The sequence below is a fragment of the Methanosarcina sp. KYL-1 genome, assembly GCF_024372725.1.
GTDB lineage: Archaea > Halobacteriota > Methanosarcinia > Methanosarcinales > Methanosarcinaceae > Methanosarcina.
Window position 1 is genome coordinate 1 of sequence record NZ_VOUA01000030.1, and the last position, 18,497, is coordinate 18,497.

Annotated in this window: 17 protein-coding genes; 9 read left to right on the top strand and 8 right to left on the bottom strand. The window is 48.5% G+C overall.

Annotated features, from left to right (window positions below; genetic code table 11):
• The first annotated feature begins 145 nt into the window (after positions 1–145).
• From FTO70_RS15220 to FTO70_RS15245, 6 genes are all read left to right on the top strand, one after another.
• Positions 146–739, top strand: coding sequence for a uracil-DNA glycosylase family protein (locus tag FTO70_RS15220; protein WP_255336618.1), 594 nt, complete (start codon positions 146–148; stop codon positions 737–739).
• 146 nt (positions 740–885) lie between these two features.
• A complete protein-coding gene (locus FTO70_RS15225) occupies positions 886–1,182 on the top strand; it encodes an Hsp20/alpha crystallin family protein (RefSeq protein ID WP_255336655.1) in 297 nt (98 codons plus the stop codon).
• 57 nt (positions 1,183–1,239) lie between these two features.
• Positions 1,240–1,470, top strand: a complete 231-nt coding sequence (locus FTO70_RS15230) for a ferredoxin family protein (RefSeq protein WP_304364521.1) — start codon at positions 1,240–1,242, stop codon at positions 1,468–1,470.
• 23 nt (positions 1,471–1,493) lie between these two features.
• Positions 1,494–1,688: a ferredoxin family protein gene (locus FTO70_RS15235; protein WP_255336619.1), complete on the top strand. Its 195-nt coding sequence runs from the start codon at positions 1,494–1,496 to the stop codon at positions 1,686–1,688.
• Between the two features lie 71 nt (positions 1,689–1,759).
• A complete protein-coding gene (locus FTO70_RS15240) occupies positions 1,760–1,954 on the top strand; it encodes a ferredoxin family protein (protein ID WP_255336620.1) in 195 nt (64 codons plus the stop codon).
• 117 nt (positions 1,955–2,071) lie between these two features.
• The gene (locus tag FTO70_RS15245; RefSeq protein ID WP_255336621.1) at positions 2,072–3,088 is read left to right on the top strand and encodes a hypothetical protein; all 1,017 of its coding nucleotides are present in this window, start codon (positions 2,072–2,074) and stop codon (positions 3,086–3,088) included.
• Positions 3,089–3,164: 76 nt separating this feature from the next.
• Here the strand turns inward: FTO70_RS15245 and FTO70_RS15250 are convergent, their stop codons facing one another.
• The 8 genes from FTO70_RS15250 to pta form a co-directional block, all read right to left on the bottom strand.
• Positions 3,165–3,539, bottom strand: coding sequence for a transcriptional regulator (locus FTO70_RS15250; RefSeq protein ID WP_255336622.1), 375 nt, complete (start codon positions 3,537–3,539; stop codon positions 3,165–3,167).
• 148 nt (positions 3,540–3,687) lie between these two features.
• A complete protein-coding gene (locus tag FTO70_RS15255) occupies positions 3,688–4,578 on the bottom strand; it encodes an S-layer protein domain-containing protein (RefSeq protein WP_255336623.1) in 891 nt (296 codons plus the stop codon).
• Between the two features lie 299 nt (positions 4,579–4,877).
• On the bottom strand, positions 4,878–6,329 hold the full coding sequence (locus FTO70_RS15260; protein WP_255336624.1) for a HEAT repeat domain-containing protein: 1,452 nt from the start codon (positions 6,327–6,329) through the stop codon (positions 4,878–4,880).
• Positions 6,322–7,182, bottom strand: coding sequence for a hypothetical protein (locus tag FTO70_RS15265; RefSeq protein WP_255336625.1), 861 nt, complete (start codon positions 7,180–7,182; stop codon positions 6,322–6,324). The genes FTO70_RS15260 and FTO70_RS15265 overlap by 8 nt, the downstream gene beginning before the upstream one ends.
• Positions 7,179–7,829 carry a hypothetical protein gene (locus tag FTO70_RS15270; RefSeq protein ID WP_255336626.1) on the bottom strand — a complete coding sequence of 217 codons (651 nt, stop codon included), beginning with the start codon at positions 7,827–7,829 and terminating at the stop codon, positions 7,179–7,181. Before FTO70_RS15270 ends, FTO70_RS15265 begins: the two co-directional genes overlap by 4 nt.
• A gap of 663 nt (positions 7,830–8,492) precedes the next feature.
• Positions 8,493–9,242 (bottom strand): acetate--CoA ligase family protein, encoded by a 750-nt coding sequence (locus FTO70_RS15275; RefSeq protein WP_255336627.1) that lies wholly within the window; start codon positions 9,240–9,242, stop codon positions 8,493–8,495.
• Between the two features lie 340 nt (positions 9,243–9,582).
• A complete protein-coding gene (locus FTO70_RS15280) occupies positions 9,583–10,809 on the bottom strand; it encodes an acetate kinase (RefSeq protein ID WP_255336628.1) in 1,227 nt (408 codons plus the stop codon).
• A 94-nt stretch (positions 10,810–10,903) separates the two neighbouring features.
• Positions 10,904–11,905 (bottom strand): phosphate acetyltransferase, encoded by a 1,002-nt coding sequence (gene pta, locus FTO70_RS15285; protein ID WP_255336629.1) that lies wholly within the window; start codon positions 11,903–11,905, stop codon positions 10,904–10,906.
• A gap of 255 nt (positions 11,906–12,160) precedes the next feature.
• Between pta and FTO70_RS15290 the strand changes: the two genes are divergently transcribed.
• The 3 genes from FTO70_RS15290 (at position 12,161) to FTO70_RS15300 (ending at position 18,475) form a co-directional block, all read left to right on the top strand.
• Complete coding sequence (locus FTO70_RS15290; RefSeq protein WP_255336630.1) at positions 12,161–12,727, top strand: flavodoxin family protein; 567 nt, start codon at positions 12,161–12,163, stop codon at positions 12,725–12,727.
• A 297-nt stretch (positions 12,728–13,024) separates the two neighbouring features.
• On the top strand, positions 13,025–14,806 hold the full coding sequence (locus FTO70_RS15295) for a chloride channel protein (protein ID WP_255336631.1): 1,782 nt from the start codon (positions 13,025–13,027) through the stop codon (positions 14,804–14,806).
• Between the two features lie 249 nt (positions 14,807–15,055).
• Complete coding sequence (locus tag FTO70_RS15300) at positions 15,056–18,475, top strand: HEAT repeat domain-containing protein (RefSeq protein ID WP_255336632.1); 3,420 nt, start codon at positions 15,056–15,058, stop codon at positions 18,473–18,475.
• Positions 18,476–18,497 lie beyond the last annotated feature (22 nt).

The window sequence follows — 18,497 nt, forward strand, 5'->3', positions numbered from 1 at the left end:
CAACCTCATTTTAAAAAGAAGCAATGTTTTATCAATTTAAAGGAGCACAAAAAATGTGCGAGGGTTCACTTCATCCCCGACCTAAAGGACGGGGTATTCGTGACCCTCCGCGCTCCCGATGTAATAAAACTGGAAGATAAAAACCATGCCAGACGGGAAAAAAGACAGTGAAGATTTTGAAGCAAGGGCAAAGGAACTGGTAGATGCAGGCTATGAAGCCGTAGAAAAAGCCATAATTGCCTGTACACGGTGCCCTCTCCATGAAACCGCGACCAACAGGGTAATAGGAAAAGGCTCTCGCACCCCGAAAGTGCTCTTCATAGGGGAAGCCCCCGGAAAAAACGAAGACGAAAAAGGAATTCCGTTCTGCGGGAGGGCAGGAAAAGAACTGGACAAAATGGTCGAATATATGGGCCTTTCGGAAAAAGACTGGGCTGTGATTAACACCGTCAAGTGCCGCCCCCCGGAAAACAGGAACCCGAAAAAAACCGAACTTGAATCCTGCAAACCCTTCCTGCTCGCCCAGATCACCCTGCTTGACCCGAATCTAATAATCCTCCTTGGCAACACTGCAGAAAAAGCCTACTGCCCCGAAAAGAAGCTAGAATGGGGAGTTCCCGAAAATGTGGAAGGGCAAACGGTCCTTAAACTCTTTCACCCTGCAGCCCTGATCTACACTCGCTCAAGGACCGGGACCCAACACGAACTTATCGACAGGAACAGAGGACTCTGGGAGTAAGGCACAGGAAACCCCGGGGGTAAGGCAAGGGAGGCCCTGGCAAAAGAAAAATCTGACTGAGGTAATTTATTGTTCACAAATTATAAATAACGCGATCCAGCTATTATTATTTAGCTTATTCTGAAATTCAGAAAGGGGGTATGGATATAGCAATGGTAAAAATGTCTCCTGACGTGTTTTCATGTTCGGACGAACAGGGAAAACTGGACATTGAAATCGACCTGCCAGGAGTAAAAAAAGAAAGTATAGAGTTAAAGATGGTTGAAGACGGCTTCTTCATCAAAGCAAAAAGGGAAGAAACGGGAGTTGAGTACGTGGGGACCTATGCCTTCTGCTGCGATGTCGTCCCGGAAAAAGCCGCTGCAAAATACTCAAACGGAAAACTATACGTGACAGTGCCTTACAGGGAAAACGTAGAAACCGTAGATGTCAAAATCCTGTAAAAAAACAGGTGACTTTGTAATCTGATGTAACAGATGACTTTGTAATCTGAGTTTCACCTGTTTACTGAAAATCTAAAATCCGGGGGGAAAAGAACGTATCCGAAAATCGATTATAAAAAGTGTACCGGGGCTCTTGCCTGCTATGAGGTATGCCCGGCAGACGTCTTCGATATAGAGGAAAAAGAGGGAGTCAAAAAAGCTGCAGTAGTCCGCCCCGATGACTGTATCGAATGTGAGCAGTGCGTGGATGCCTGCCCGGAAGACGCCATCGAACTTGTTGAAGATTGATAAAAGCGAACAGGGAGGAAAAGGTGTATCCTGTAATCGATTATGACAAATGTACAGGATCCCTTGCCTGCTACCTGGTCTGCCCTTCCTACGTCTTCACTACCAGGAAAAGAAAGGGCATAAAAGAAGCGGTGGTCTCCCATCCGGAAGAGTGCATCGGATGTGAGCACTGTTTGAGGTCCTGTCCGACAAAGGCAATTGAACTGGTAGAGAAATGAAAGCTGAAATTTAATTATTCATGTCAAGTAAAAGCTGAAACTTAAAGAAACAAAATAATCGGGGGTAAGAAATGTATCCGAAAATCGATTACGAGAAATGTGTGGGGTCGCTTGAATGCTACGACGTCTGTCCGACGGAAGTATATGACGTGGAAGAAACGGATGAAGGAAAGAGGGCAGTTGTTGCCCGCCCGGACGACTGCACCGAATGCGAGCAGTGTGTGGATGCCTGCCCGACAAATGCCATAGAACTGGTAGAAGATTGAAAGGGACGCACAGGCAAAATTCCTGGGATTTTTCTTCAGGGATTTTGTTCCTTGTATTTTGTCCCCATTATTTTTGTTCCCGCTATTATTCTTGATTAAGAAAGAGGGGGAAAACCGGTGGACTTGCCCGCTGCAATAATACTTTTTATTTTATTTACATCTATTATCGGGGCAGCCGGGACCAGATTGGGCAGGACTGCGGACCAGCTTGCAGACCTTACGGGCCTCGGGGAAGCCATGGTGGGAGGAATACTCCTCGGAGCGATTACGTCCCTTTCGGGAATTGTAACCTCGCTTACTGCAGCAAGCCAGGACCACCCGGAACTTGCAGTCAGCAATGCCGTAGGGGGAATCCTTGCCCAGACAGCCTTTCTTGCCCTTGCCGACATCAGCTACAGGAAAGCAAACCTCGAACATGCGGCGGCATCCTACCCCAGCCTGATGCAGGGAATGCTCCTCATAATCCTGCTCTCCTTTATCCTGCTGGTGGCATTTTCTCCCGAAGTTTTCGTACTCGGGATCCATCCGGCATCGGTTTTCATAATACTTGCATACGTTTTCGGGATACGCCTTATCTGGAAAGCAAAGCAAAGAGGTATGTGGGCCCCGAAACACACGGCCTTTACCGTGGAAGACAGGGTACGCTACTTTGAAAGCGAGACCCTGAGCAAAAAGGGCGTTTCAGCCAGGTTCATTATACTTGCGGCTGCCGTAGCCGTCTCCGGATATATGGTAGCACAAACGGGAATCGTCATTGCCGAAGAAACGCGGCTTTCGGAAACCATCGTGGGCGGGCTTTTTACAGCTGTGTCCACTTCCCTTCCGGAACTCATTGTCACCTTTTCGGCGGTAAGGGAAGGAGCCCTCACCCTTGCCGTAAGCAACATCGTGGGAGGAAATACCTTTGACGTTCTTACCGTGGCTTTTACGGACTTTGCTTATTCAGGAGGTTCAGTATACCATGCCCTTACAGGCGGCCAGACCTTCATAATCACCCTGACCCTGATGCTGAGTGCGATCCTGGTCCTGGGACTCCTGGACAGGGAAAGGTACGGCATAGGAGGCATAGGCTGGGAAAGCTTTTTGATCCTTGTCCTCTTTGTGGGGGGCTACTTTGTCCTTATTTTTACTTGAGCCGGTTTAAGGCTTAATTCTACCAAGGCTTGATTCTGCTGAGGTTTAATTCAGAACCTTTCCGGGCCGACAGGGTTCACCCCCGGCAAAGTTCACCTCTAACTTCCTCCAGAAAGTATGAAATAGAAGGATTTTCATTTGTTTTTGCCCCGGGAAGCAGTAAAATTGGCTGCTCCGAAGGAGTGTAGACTTTTATTTTACGGCCTTTACAGCTCCATCTTACCACCTTTACACGGATCAGGCCAGCTTCTTCCAGTGCGTCAAGGTTGTATTTTAGGGTGTTCAGGCGCAGGCCAAGTTCTGCTGCAAGCTCGCTTGCAGACATCTGTTTTTCCCGGAGATGTTTCAGGATTTTCATCGAAAGGGGCCTTGAAAGAGCCCTGGCAAGCAGCGGCACCTCATCCGGCAGCGACAGGACCTGCACGGGTATCATATCCTCAGTTCCTTCCAAACCTTTCAGCCTCCTTTCCAGTACCCGGAAGCAAAGAACTCAAACACATTACAATTTCCCCATTCTCATTCAGCGTCTCATTCTCTTTTTATTCCGGAGTTTCAGGCCCCACATTTCTTCCGGGGCTCGAAACTCTGCAGCCTTACAATTAAGATGTACATTTGCTTCTCATTGTGATACATCTCCATAAGTCCCAGTACCACGAAGTAGGCGATCCTGTAATTTTTCCAGTGGACTTTACTGGTTCATTTCCGGAAGTGCCGGATGAGGATAAATCTGTAACCGAAGCATCATCAGCGGCTGAAGAATTGTCAGTAACCGAAGCGTTGTCAGCAATAGAAGCATTTCCGAAAACAAGACTTCCAGGGTTAGATGCATCTACTCCGCTGATGATTTGTTCAAGTGTGAATTCCCCGTATTCATCCCCGATATTGAGGGTCATGGCATTTGCATAATCAATAAGCCAGATCCCATCGATCCAGACGATTCTTTTTTCCATGCCCACGAATGACTGCCTGACATGGACTTTCATGACAACAATATCGTTTTCACCCTGAACATTGTCAAGGACAACAGTCCATGTCTTGTTGTCCTCGGAATCAACCGAGATGTTTCGGTCAGCGACATGTTGTCCGTCCCTGGTGAATTCTAGCCAGACCTCTCCACTATCAATATTATCAACAATCTGCCTGGCTTCGAGAGCATAACCATGGCCCAGGTCAAGTTTTTCGCCTTTTTCGAGAGTATGCGTTTCATTACTGTCAAGAACCAATCCGGCAAGCTTGTTCACGTGCGCGTCCCGGAGATCATCGTTATTGGCGAGCAGCGGGACATACTTCTCTCCGAATAGATCGATTACAGGATACCGTTCATCGGACCAGCTATCGCATTCATAACCGGTATCGGTAACATTACAAGTGACGGTTCTGTGACTAACATTATCTGCTGCACTTAAAGTGCCTGTCACACTTGCAGTGCCTGCTGCGACTGCAATTAAGACAGTAAGAGCAGCCAGTGAAACTACCGTATATTTCTTCATTTTGTTCATTCCTCCGTATTTTTTTGAAACATTTGAGCATTTTTTAGAGTAGAGTATTTTTTTAGAACATTCAAAAATCTAGCAAAGCCTTCGCTAATTGTTGACCACAGTCAATCAAAAACCGGGAACAGAGAACAAATTGTCTTTCAAAGATCCCGAACGTTTGCAGTTATTGCCAGACCAATAAAAACATAAAGTAAGGAAATTGTTTGCTTGTTTCTTTATTTCTTTTATACTTAATTTTATACTCAGTTTGAACTCAGTTGCATTCGGTGTGTTTCCCGAGCCAAACGCCTCGATTAAGAAGGAGAAGAGGTATTCACTGCTCCTTCTTCTCCCTTGAGCTTTCCAAGTGCCTCTTCTGCAACAGTCCTCACATTACGGTACTCTTCCATATCCGTACTGATCCGGCTCAAGCCTTCGATGGCCTCCGGTCCTCCCAGCTCCCCGAGAGCCCGGACCTCCTCAATCCTGACATCCCTTTCCCTTTCGGTTTCGAGAGCCTTGAGAAGGGGGCCAACGGCTCTCCGGTCCCCAAACTTTCCCAGGCCCTCTGCGGCACTTCTCCTTACCCTATAGTGTTCATCCCCAAGCAGCGAAATCAGAGGATCAACAGCCTGCGGATCTCCGATTTCTACAAGGGACTGCACAATCCCCGACCTTACTAACCAGGCCTCATCCCCAAGAAGGGCAATAAGAGAGTCAACAGCCTCAGGGTCTCCGATATCTCCCAGGGCCGCAACAGCAGCAACATGGAGGTTCTGGTTCTTATCCTGAAGGAGTTCTTCGAGGGATGGTACTGCTTCTTTGCTTCCGATCTTTCCAAGAGAGCGGGCAGCAGCTTCCCGTACCTCGGGTTCACTGTCTCCAAGGGCATCGATCAGGGGTTGTTCTGCCGGGGCAGCTTCTTCAGGCTCAAAATGTCCAAGGTAATAAGCGGCTTCCCTTCTTACCCCAGGAGACCTGTCATCCAGCATTTCGACCAGAAAGGGGACAGCCTCAGGGTCCCGGCCATTCCCAAGTGCGGTTACGGCGTTGGTTCGGGTTGTGGGATCCCTGCTGTCCAGCAGCACAGTGAGCTTTCCAAAAACCTGTTCACTTTCAAAGCGGCTGAGGATGTAGGCTGCGGAAGTTCCGAGCTTTTCATCAGCTAACAGGTCCAGAAGGGGGTCAACGGCCCCCAGATCTCCGATTTCTCCAAGGGAATGCATAGCTTCACGGCGTACATCGAGACTTTCACTATCCAGGACTTCGCTGAGAGGTTCGACAGCCCTGGGATCACCCAATCGCCCAAGAGCAATCACAGTATAGCGGACCACCTCTTCGTCTTCATCTTCCAGGAGCCCTATCAGAGGCTCAACAGCTTCCGTGTCTCCAATCAGACCAAGTGAATAAGACGCATTCATACGAACCTCCGGGAAGGGATCGTCGAGAACCTCCAGAAGAGGGTCCGCAGCTTTTTGGGTCTTTATTTCCCCGAGAACACGAGCAGCAAGGCTGCGCACCTGCGGATCATCGTCTTTCAATGCCTTTATTAAAGGATCCACTGCGGGTTCCCCAATATCCGCAAGCCCATCAGCTGAGGCATAACTGATATCCGGGTCCTCATCCCCAAGACCCCGGACCAGTTTTTCCACCCTGGCTTCAAGAGGATCCTGGCCAAGGCAGACGGCACAGATTCCGAAAAGTAAAATCAAGAGAACCATAAGTTTTGCATGCCTGCAACTGAGAAGTTCATATCGCTTAATCATACGCATCACCTGTTTCCTTTCCCGAAGGAAGCAGCAATTCGGCAGAAACTGCCTGGCCCTGCCACGTGGAAGTTACATTAACCCTGAAGCGGTCTTCGCTTCCCCCGATCACCACATTCTGGACAGGCATATAGGGCTCTTCTAAGGGGTTTCCATGCGCAATTTCCACAATTGCATAAGGGTAATCCGGCCAGGTCCACAGGGCACTCTTATCATTTCCTCTCACATCGTAAGTCCTGGAAGATGTAAAGACCGGTTCCCCTGTCCCCTCCTCTGTCACCGTCAGGTTCGTGGAAACATCCAGCGCAGAACCGGTTCCTTTGTTGATCAGGTATCCGTAGATCCTGTAAACATCAGAAGTATTCCTGCGCCCCATTTCATATTCCAGCTTCAGGTGGATTTCTGGAGGAGGAGTCTCTACAAGATAGGTGCCTTCATCAAGGAGCCTGCCGTTCTCAACAACCTTCACATTTACCGGGTATTTTCCCGGAAGTGCATACCCGATCCATACGCTGACCGAATTGTTTCCCGGAAGGAGGTGAATCGGCTTCTGAAGAGATACAAATTCGGCATTCCACGGATCCGCAGAGTCATTGGAAATAATCAGCCTTGAAGTGGAGCGAGCCTCTCCGTTCATGTCCACAAAAGCATTCTCGACTTCAAGCCACACATCCACAGGTTTCGAACCGTTGTTCTGAAGCACTATGTCCAGTTGTCCCGACTCCCTGACCCCGATGGGGGAAGAGCTCATATCCGCGATATGCACGTCAGCCCCGGTTCCATACAGCCAGAAAACCCCCAGAAGCAGGATCAATAAGGCAGCTGAAACCGAGATTATATTACCTTTCTTCATTTAATTTCCCCCTTGAGCCCTGTACACTCTTTAAGCTCGTTAGCTATCGAAATACAGTTCGTAAGCCCGTACTTTTTCTTTTCAATTATGCCCCTTCGTTCCAGATTCATAAGGACCCTGGATACCTTGGCCTTGGAAAAATCAAGGGAATTTACAAGTTCGTTTTGAAGAATTCTTCCTCCTTTTGCCGTAATTAATTCCACGGCTTTTCTTTCATCTCCTTCAAGGGCCCGCAAAAGGACGTCCGTAGGGTCAACGTTAGCCCTGGAAGGCTGAAATTCTTCAACAGGGGGATTCTCAGGGGAAGATTCTGAATTCTCATGAAGGTACCCCGAATGTTCTTCCAAAACTGCCTCTGCTGCAAGATTGATTGCCTTAACCTGACCTAATGCCGTAACCTGCCCTGCAGGCCCCTGTACGGGAAAAACCGGACCAGAAAGCCCCAGAGAATGAAGAACCTGGGCCAGTGCCAGCCCCCCCAAAAACCCGGAAAAAAGGAGAACATACGCCTCTTTTACCGTATACACATACGGGATATCCACAACCTTGAAAGTGTCCCCTTCAAGCTGGATTACCACCGGCGAATCTTCAAGCAGGAGATTGACGGCTACAGTGCTCGAAAGAAGCAGGATACCCACAGCCAGCACGAATCTTTTCCGTTCCTGGGTCGTATTATCACCTCGTTTGCTACCCTCAATATGTGCGAAACAAATGTTATAATTTTAGTCGGACCTGAGCCTGAAACGTCTTATAATTCCGAAACCACCGGCAAATGCTAACGAAAAATGATTGAGGCCAGCATATTTGAAAATTAGAGGATCTGACGTGGACGGAATGAAAAATATTCTGAAAGCAGTGAATAGGTCGCCCCTTAAAATAGCGAATAGGTCGCCCAACGTTATGCAGTTGATGCTTTTGAGTAAATAGAGAAAAAGAAACATTTTTCAATTTGCTTTTCAGGTACCGACGCACTCACCGGTCAGCTTGCTGACCGGCCTTTTCCGTAAAGTATATTTGCAGAACTATAAAAGAGAGCCTTGTGACTATAAAAGTTAGACTGATGACTATTAAATTTCTACTGATGGTTAAAATATACATTTGAATACCCCAAAAGAACAGAAAAATGACTGAAAAACAGAGAAATGACTGAAAAGTCCATTGAATTCTTTTTCACTTCTTTTTAGGGGAGGCGCCTCCAGGCAAGCTGGCGGAGGATTCCTAAATTACCGTGAATGAAAAAAGGTTTGCAGGGTTAATTGAAGTACTTTTTAGGCAAGCTGGCGGAGGTATTCAATATTGAATAGACGAAATCAGTCCTTCTTCAGCACAAGCCGCATGTCCACGGCCAGAGCGCCCTTTCCCCTTTCAAAAACAATCATCGGGTTAATCTCGAACTCTTCGATCTCCGGGAAATCGCAGACGAGCTGGGAAATTCTAATAATGGAGTCTGCAAGAGCTTCAATATCACTCGGCTCTGCCCCCCGGACTCCAGCGAGCAAGGGGTAGGTCTTTATGCCTGTGATCAGGTCCCTGGCCTCAGACTCGTTTACCGGGGCAATGGCAAACCTGACGTCTTTTAAGATTTCCACGTAGATCCCGCCGAGCCCGAACATGAGCATGGGGCCGAAGGTAGGGTCGCGGACCATCCCGATGATGACTTCCCTGCCCCCGGAGAGCATCTGCTGGAGCTGGACGCCTTCAAGGACGGCATCAGGCATTTTTTTCGGGATTGCCTCCATCATATCTTCAAAAGCAGCCCTTACCTCCCCGGCGTTTTGCAGGGAGAGTTTGATCCCGCCAACATCGGACTTGTGGGAGATCTGGGGGGAGACGACCTTCATTACCAGGGGATATCCGATTCTTTCGGCTTCCCTGACAGTCTCCTCTACGGTCTTTGTAACGGCTGTGCCCACTGTCGGGACGCCGTAAGCTTTCAGGACTCCGAAGGATTCAAGGCCCAGCGTATACCGGCCCTCTGCCCGGGCAGCTTCGAGGATGCCTGCAACTGCTGTCCTATCAGTGTCGAATTTCAGTGGGGTGGGGTTCTGATCCGTGATCATACGCAATCATGAAAATAGTTTTTTTGAGTAAGGATGTCTTTGATCGATTAAATAATCTGGTTTTTAATTCCCGGTTTGTGGAAGTTTGGGAAATTCGAAGCCTTATCGGAATGGATAATCGGAATGGATAATCGGAATGGATAATCGGAATGGATAATCGGAATGGATAATCGGAATGAATAATCGGAATGAATAATCGGAATGGATAATCAGAGTGGGAATAAGAGTGATAAATCTGAGCGAAAAAAATCGAAGTGAAAAAACCGAGTGAAAAGCCATAGACCTAACTAAAAAGATAAAAAATAGTGAAAAAAGGCAAAGGAGAGATCTCCTTTACCATTCAGACAGATATTGAAGCACCTAACTTTTCGTCGACACAGACCAACTCTTTGGTTTCCCTTGCGATGGCAAGTTCTTCGTTGGTCGGGATGACAAGGACCCTGACAGAGGCATCGGGTGTGCTGATGTCGATTTCCTGGCCCCTAATCTTGTTCTTCTCGTCGTCGATCGATATGCCCAGTCCCTCAAGGCCGGTGAGAATTCTCTTCCTGATGCTTGCGCTGTTTTCCCCAATGCCTGCAGTGAAGACAATGGCATCGGCACCGTTGAGCACGGCTGAGTATTCCCCGATGAACTTCTTGACCTTGTAGGCGAAGATTTCCAGGGCAAGTTCGGCTCTCCTGTTTCCTTTGGAAGCAGCTTCGTCCAGATCCCTGAAGTCGTTGCTCAGGCCGGAAACTCCGAGTACACCGGACTTCTTGTTCATCATGTTGTCTATTTCCCTGGTAGTCATGCCCTCTTTGTCCATGATGGTGGGAACGACTGCCGGGTCAATGGAACCGCACCTGGTACCCATTGCCAGGCCCTCGAGCGGGGTGTAGCCCATGCTGGTTTCCACAGACTTGCCGCCCTTTACTGCAGTGATGCTTGAGCCGTTTCCGAGGTGGCAGGTGATGACCTTAACTTCCTCCTGAGGCTTGCCGAGCATTGCAGCAGCCCTCATGGCCACATACTTGTGGGATGTCCCGTGGAAGCCGTATTTCCTGATGCTGTACTTCTCGTAGAATTCGTACGGCAGAGCATACATGTATGCATAGTCAGGCATTGTCTGGTGGAATGCAGTATCGAAGACAGCAACCATCGGGGTGCCTGGCATGATTTCCTCACATGCGGCGATACCCATCATGTTTGGCGGGTTGTGCAGGGGTGCCATGTCAAAGCAGTCTTTTATGGCCTGCTTAACATCTTCGGTGATTACGGCCGAAGAGGTGAACTTCTCGCCACCGTGGACAACCCTGTGCCCTACCGCATTGATCTCGGACATGTCACTTATGACACCGAATTCAGCGTCAGTGAGAGCCTTGACGACTTCTTCGAGAGCAACTTTGTGGTCAGGAAGATCAGTCTGCTTCTCCAACTTTTTCCCATCAAACTTTTTCTGGGTAATTATTGAGTTGTCAATGCCTATCCTCTCACAGAGACCTACTGCAAGAGCGGATTCGTTCGTCATGTCAATTAACTGATATTTGAGAGACGAGCTCCCTGCGTTTATTACCAGTACTTTCATGTATAAACCCCAAGTTCAATCCTTTAGTTCCGATCACCTATTCAGTTTTACGGATAAAAGATACTATGTATGGAATTTGATAAAACGCTTCCGATTATTTATCCTGTGCTGCAGCCTGGACACAGGTGATTGCAACGGCACCGACGATGTCTTCGTCGCTGCAGCCTCTGGACAGGTCGTTAATGGGCTTTGCAAGTCCCTGGGTGATAGGGCCATATGCTTCGGCCTTGGCAAGCCTCTGGGCGATCTTGTATGCAATGTTTCCAGCGTTCAGGTCAGGGAAGATAAAGACGTTTGCCTGGCCTGCAACAGGGCTTCCGGGGGCTTTTGAAGCTGCGACTTTAGGAACAATTGCTGCATCAACCTGGAGTTCACCGTCGATTGCAACGTCAGGAGCGAGTTCCTGTGCAAGCTTTGTAGCAGCGATTGTTGCTTCGGTCAGCTTGCTCTTGGCGCTTCCCTTGGTGGAGTAGGAAAGCATTGCAACCTTTGGCACGTCCTCGACCAGCAGTTCGAAGGTTTTTGCAGAACTCACGGCAATGTTCGCAACATCTTCTACGCTTGGAATTTCGACCATACCCGAATCAGCAAAGAGGAATGTCCCGTTTGACCCGTATTCGCAGTCAGGTACGGCAATGATGAAGAAAGCGGATGCGAGGGCTGCACCCGGGGCTGTCTTCACGATCTGGACTGCAGGTCTCAGGGTGTCTGAAGAAGAGTGGGCAGCGCCTGATACTACTCCGTCTACTTCCCCGAGTTTTGCCATCATAACAGCGAAGTAGACGTAATCGCTCATAATTTCAGCTGCACTTTCAAGTGTGACGCCTTTGTGCTTTCTCAACTCGTAGAAAGCATTAATGTATTCATCTTTTTTCTCATAGGTATTAGGATTTACAATTCTTGCTTTTGAGAGGTCAAGGTCTCCAGCGAGCGCCTTAATATCGGCCTCATTACCGACAAGGACAACTTTTGCAATACCTCTTTCAAGGATCTTGGCAGCTGCCTGGAGGGTTCTTATGTCTTCAGTTTCAGGTAAAGCGATGGTCTTGTTAAGTTTCTTTGCTCTTTCACTGATCTTATCTAAAAATGTTACCAATCAACCAACCTCCTATATAATTAGAGTAATTTAACTTACTGAGTTTTGATATATAAATTTACGTAAAAGGTATAGAGGAATATATAAAAATTGGAAATATATATGTCGAGAAGTTAATATATAACAGTGCCCGGATATTTTTTCCTAAATTATATAAAATCCAACATCAGTTTACACCAAATGTGTAATAATTTTAAACAATTATTACTGAATATCAATGATAAATTAATATAAAAGAATTCCGGAATGATACGAATGCAAATATTAGGGATTTCAGGCAGCCCCAGAAAGGGCCAGAACTGTGAAAAAATGATCGAAACCGCCCTGGAACTTGCAAAAGAGAGGGGCTTTGAAACTGACATAATTTTTCTTTCTTCCGCAGAGCTTGCCCCCTGTAAAGCCTGCGGGGCATGCAGGGAAAAAGATTCCTGCGTAATTGAGGATGACATGGAAGAAGCCTATGAAAAAATGAGAAAAGCCGACGGCATTCTCGTGGCTTCTCCCGTGTATATGGGGAATTACCCTGCCCAGCTCAAAGCCCTTTTTGACCGGAGCGTCCTCCTGCGCCGCAAAAACTTTGCCCTGAAAAACAAAGTGGGAGCTGCCCTTTCAGTAGGGGGTTCGAGGAACGGCGGACAGGAAAAGACCATACAGTCCATCCACGACTGGATGCACATCCACGGGATGATAGTTGTCGGAGACGATGCCCACTTTGGAGGAATTGCCTGGAACCCGGCAGAAGAAGACGCCGTGGGAATGCAGACGGTCCTTGATACGGCAAAAAAGCTGTGCGAGGTCCTGGAACTTATCCAGAAAAAATAAAAAATGCAATTAAAAAATGCAATTAAAAAAGGCAATCAAAAAAGGTTAAAAAAATCAAGATAAATAAAGGAAGAAATATGAACTTCAGAGAATAAAATACCGAAACTCACAGGACTGCAGCGAATAAATGATGCAAAAAGACATCAAACAATAATTAGAAGGGATAAATTTAAATAAATGCTCGAAATCCTTTGAGCGAAAAAGGTTTTTCAGGTAGAACTGAAGCTTGAAGACCTGAATATTTATTTTTAGCCAAAAAAGAGCGAAGCATAAAAAGTCCTCAAGAGGCGCTAGCGTTTGGAAGTTGGTCCAGAGTCCAGGTATCGGTTCCACAATATAACAGAATACCATAAGATAACAGAGCATATAGCCCGGAGGTTTGATACAGAATCCGCCAGGGTGAACTCTATTGCCGTCATCATAGGCATTCTTACGGGGCTTGTAATCGGGGTGTACGACCGCGCCCTCCGATACAGCAGTGTTTTGTTCGGGATGCAGGGCAGTGCCCAGATGCACGATTTCCCACACTATTATATAGTGTTCATGCCCGCCCTGGGAGGGCTGCTGGTGGGAGCAATCTCGTACTTCCTTATAAAACACCACTACGGTGTGGAAGGGCTTATCGAAACTGTAACTCTCCGGGGAGCCAGGGTTAATCCTTTCTATGCGTTTCTTGAAGTCTTCACCTCAATTATTACGATCAGTTCGGGAGGTTCCCTCGGGAAAGAAGCTCCCGGAGTCCTGGCCGGGTCAGGGGTAGGAGCCCTGGTCGGGCGAGCCCTCAAGAGTTCGGAAAGGCAGCTCCGGATCTTTCTGGGCTGCGGGGCTTCCGGTGGGATAGCTGCTGCATTCAATGCCCCTCTTGCAGGCGTGGTCTTCGTCGTTGAAGTGATTTACGGGGAACTTGAAACCAAGACATTTATCCCTATCGTAATTTCCTCAGTCTTCGCAACCCTGGTCTCAACCACTGTTTTCGGGATAAAACCCATCCAGATATCTTCCTACCAGCTGGTCAGCCCCTACCAGGAACTTGTACTCTACCTTGTCCTGGGGCTCCTTGCAGGCCTGGTCTCAACGGTGCTGATCCGGGCACTTTATTTCACAAAGGAAATTTTCTCGAAAATCCGCATCCATCCCATTTTCAAGCCGGCCCTGGGAGGGCTCGGGGTAGGCTTAATCGGCCTTTTTTATCCAGAGATCCTCGGGATGGGTTATTCCGTAATTACGGACGCCCTGAACAACCAGTTCCCCTTCAACCTGCTGTTAATCCTGCTCGTCTTAAAGATCGTCGCCTTTTCCCTGAGCCTGGGCTCGGGAGGCTCGGGTGGGACGATCGTCCCCTCCCTTTTTGCAGGTGCAATGCTTGGAGGAGCTTACGGGACAGCCGCAAACATGCTTTTCCCGGGAATCCCGGCAGAAGCCGGAGCCTATGCCATGGTTGGGATGGGAGCGGTCTTTGCCGGAACTGCAAGGGCTCCCCTTACCGCCATCCTGATCCTCTTCGAGATCACACGGGACTACAACCTTATCCTTCCTCTCATGTTTGCCTGCGTGCTGAGCAACGTGATGTCAAATGCCCTCTACCCTGAGTCCATTTTCACGGAAGGGCTCCGGCAGAAAGGGTTTAAAATCCGCAAGGGGAGAGAAGTGGACATCATGGTCTCAATGCTCGTAAAAGACGCCATGGTCAAGCACGTCCAGACCGTGTCCGAAGACAAAAACGTCGGCACCTTAATTGCCCTCATGCAGGCAAGCCGCCATGCCGGTTTCCCGGTCCTGGATTCAAAAGGCAAACTCTCAGGCATCGTAACCCTCTCCGACCTTCGCGGCAAGGTCAAGTACGGGGAAGTGGACAGGAAAATAGGGGACATTGCAAGCCGGGAAGTGGAAGTTGCATACCCTGACGAAAGCCTTGACGTTGTCCTCAACCGCCTGGCCGTAAGAGACATAGGAAGGCTTCCGGTTGTGGACCGGGAAGACAGGACAAAACTCCTGGGCCTGATCACTCGGAGCGACGTCGTGAACTCGTACAACAAGAAAGTCGTCGAAAAGGTCAGGGACAGCAACGAAAGACAGTAAGAAAGGAAGTAAGAAAGGAAGTAAGAAAGGAAGTAAGCTGCAAAGGTCCGTGACACGAAAGAAAGGCAGTAAACCGGAAGGAGAAGTAAACCGAGAGGAGAGGAACACAAAATAAAAACAGTGAACCGAAAGGTCAGGAATATAGGGCAAAAACGGTAAACTAAAAAAGGTATCCCGACAAAAAGAGATGAATGCAACGGGTGAGTTGCGGCGACTCTTTGTAAAATCGGGTAAAATAATGGGTGCCTTATGTCTCTGAAAGGGAGTGTTCCAGAGAGTGACCTGGAGAGTGGTCCGGAGAGTGGTCCAGGCGGAGAACCGGAGAAGTACCTGAGAGACATAATCCTGGATGCCAGTGCCAATGAAACGGGAAAGTATTATACTGCACCTCCGGTCAGGGAAATATTACCAATCACTCGCCGTCTTTTTGAAGAAAACGTCTGCCTGGCCCGTGAATTCAATATCCCCAAAATCATGGAAAAAGAAAAACACCTGCTTATTTACGGGGAAGCAGGTTCGGGAAAGACTGCCGCCCTTAAATGGCTGGAAGCCTCCTATGCCAGGAGATGCCTTGAGAAAAGTGAAAGGTTCGTTCCCGTTTACGCAGCCCTTGATTCTTATGTTAAAGGCCCTTTTTACGATTACTTAAAGACGAAAGCAGAACAAAAAGGAATTTCAGAAGCCTGTTTTAAGAAACTGCTTGAAGGAAAAGCCCTGCTACTTTTCGACGGGCTTGACCTGCTAACACCTTCTGACAATTTTCATCCATTTGAAGAAATTTCCGATTTCATCTCCGAGTACGAAGCCTGCAGATACGTAATTGCCTCAAGGCCCGGGAGTTTTGCGATCATAAAAAGTACTTTTGGGGCTTTCGAACTTGAAAAGTTCACAGACGAAAATATCCGGGAATTCATAGAAAAACACATACATGAAGAGGAAGAAGCAAAAATCCTGACCGCAAAAACCCTAAAAGAAGCCCGATCAAATCCATTCATCCGAAATCCCCTGATGCTTTGCCTCTGGCTTAAAATTGCAACGGGTCAAAAAGAGACAGCTCGTTTTGAGCCCATTAATCCCGACCCCGTTAATCCCGATTTCCTTAATCTACCTTATCTTAATCCGGATCCCCTTAACCCCCTTCCGGTCCCTTCCAGCCGGTCGGATATTTTCCGGGTTTTTATATTTGAAAGGGCTGGACATGATAAGACGGGATCGGAAATGAAGGAAATTGAAAATGTTCTTATTGACCTGGCTTTCAAACTCCAGTGCAAGAATAAGCTCTCATGCGAATACCTCTATGCCCTTGATATAGCGGAGAAACACTTAAAGGACAGTCCCTCCGGCAGAATGGAGGCCAGGGAGCTTATTCAGGCCTGTACCGAAATAGGGCTCCTTACAAAAAAAGGCGCCGAGATAAGAATCGGAACTGGCAGGTCTTTTCAGGAATATTTTGCAGCTTTAAAGCTGAAAACGTACTTCGAAAACGGAAAGGACATCTCTGAGGCATTCAGGCATCCTGGATGGGAAAATGTGCTCATGCTCACATCCGAGCTTGTTGAATCTGCCGATGAACTGGTAAATTCCATTATTACAGGTGGAGAGCTGTGGCTTGCCTCAAAATGCGCCGGGAAAGCCGGACCCGAAACAAAGGAAAAATTATGCTCACTGCTGGCCGGGAAACTCGAAAGCAGATTTACACCGGAAAAAATAAAGGCTATTCGGAGCCTTGAGAAGCTTGGGAACTGCGGGATTGGCGCGGCTGCCGGGGCGCTTCATGATGAAGAGGTCCTGGTGCGAAGGGAAGCAGTGAGGGTGCTTGGGGAAACAAAATCAGAGGCAGCCCTTCCTCCGCTTACGGGCGCCCTTGGAGATGAGGAATATTCGGTGAGGAGGGAAGCTGTGAGAGCTCTTGGGACGCTTGGGTCCGGAAGAGCTGTCGAACTGCTCACAAAAGCATTTGAAGATGAAAACCGGGCTGTCAGGCTGGAAGCTACCGAAGCCCTGGCACAGGTCGAATCCGAAAGGACCTTCGAAATCCTTGTCAACGCACTTACCTCGGACGACGATTTCGTCCGGCTGGGAGCCATAGGGGCACTTGGCAGGGCAAAAACCGGAAAGGCCGCAGACCCCCTTATAAAGGCATTTCAGGAGGGGGACAATTTTGTGCGGCTTGGGGCTGCAGAGGCCCTGGGCCGGATGAAATCGGAAAAGGCCATTGCCATACTCACGGAAGCCCTGGAAGACGAAGACAAGCTCGTGCGCTGGATGGCAGCAAAAGCTCTCGGGGAAATAGAATCCGAAGGGACTCACGAACTCCTGGTCAGCGCCCTTGTGGACGAAAACCACTGTGTCCGGAGAGAAGCTGCAAAGGCGCTCGGGATGATAGGCCCGGAGTCCGAAAAAGCCCTCGATTCCCTTATCTCGGCGCTCACTGATGAAGCCGAATCCGTAAGAAAGGAAGCCGCTGAAGCCCTGGGACTGATAGGGGCCGAAAGAGCTGTCGGGCCCCTGATAAGCTTACTCTCGGACAGGGAACAGTCAGTCCGGCTGGAAGCCGCAAGGGCTCTTGGAATGATAGAATGCACAAGAGCCGTTGACCCGCTTCTCCTCGCCCTTACAGATGAAAGCCACTTCGTCCGGAAAGGAGCAGCAAAAGCCCTTGGACAGCTGGAACTCGAAAAAACCCTCGAACCTCTCATCCGCGCATTCGGGTCCGGGGACATTTTTGTGAAACGGGAAACAGTAAAAATCCTGGCCCGGATAAAAGCGGTGAGTGCATCAGAAGATATATCGCACCGGATCCTGGACACCCTGATTACTGCCCTTGTAGACGAGGACGAATTTGTGCGCAGGGAGGCAGCAAAAGCCCTCGGAAACATATCCGAATACGAACCTGAAAAAGAACCGGAAAGAGAATTTGAAAAAGAACCGGAAAGAGGATCTGAAAAAGAATTTAAAAAAGGATCTGAAAAAGAGACAGAAAAAGTCCTTCAGCCTCTTATTAATGCCCTTAAAGACGAAGATGAGGAGGTCCGGAAGCTTGCATCCGAAGCCCTGGGCAACCTTAACTCCGAAATAGCTCTTTACCCCCTGATAGATGCCCTCAAGTCCGAAGACGGAATGGTCCGAAGGCTTGCAGCCGAGGCTCTGGGCCGAATAAAGTCAGAAAAAGCCCTCGAGCCCCTGATCGAACTCACCCTTGGAGATAACGTGGATTTTGTCCGGGGGGAAGCTGCAAGAGCCCTTGGAAAAATAAAGTCCGAAAAGGCCATCGAACCCCTCATTACAGCGCTCACGGACGAAAACAACGGAGGCCGCTGGGGAGCCGCCGAAGCCCTCGGCCGGATGAAGGCGGAAAATGCAGTGGACCCTCTCATCAATGCCCTTTATGACTATGACGATTTTACAAGATTGGCAGCTGCAAAAGCCCTTGGAAGAATAAAACCGAAAAAAGCAATTGAGCCCCTTATCGATACGCTTTATGACTGGAACCGCTTTGTAAAAGCAGAATCTGCAAGCTCCCTCAGCGAGATCTGCACGAAGGACGATGAAGCCCTCCTGAAGGTCTTACTTTCCTCGGAAGATAAATTTACTGCAAACTTAGCCTTTGAGATCCTGGAAGGAATTGAAACGAGGGAACGGTCAAAAGCCAGGTTGTTCCGGAAATGATTGGAAAAAAATTGGAACTCCA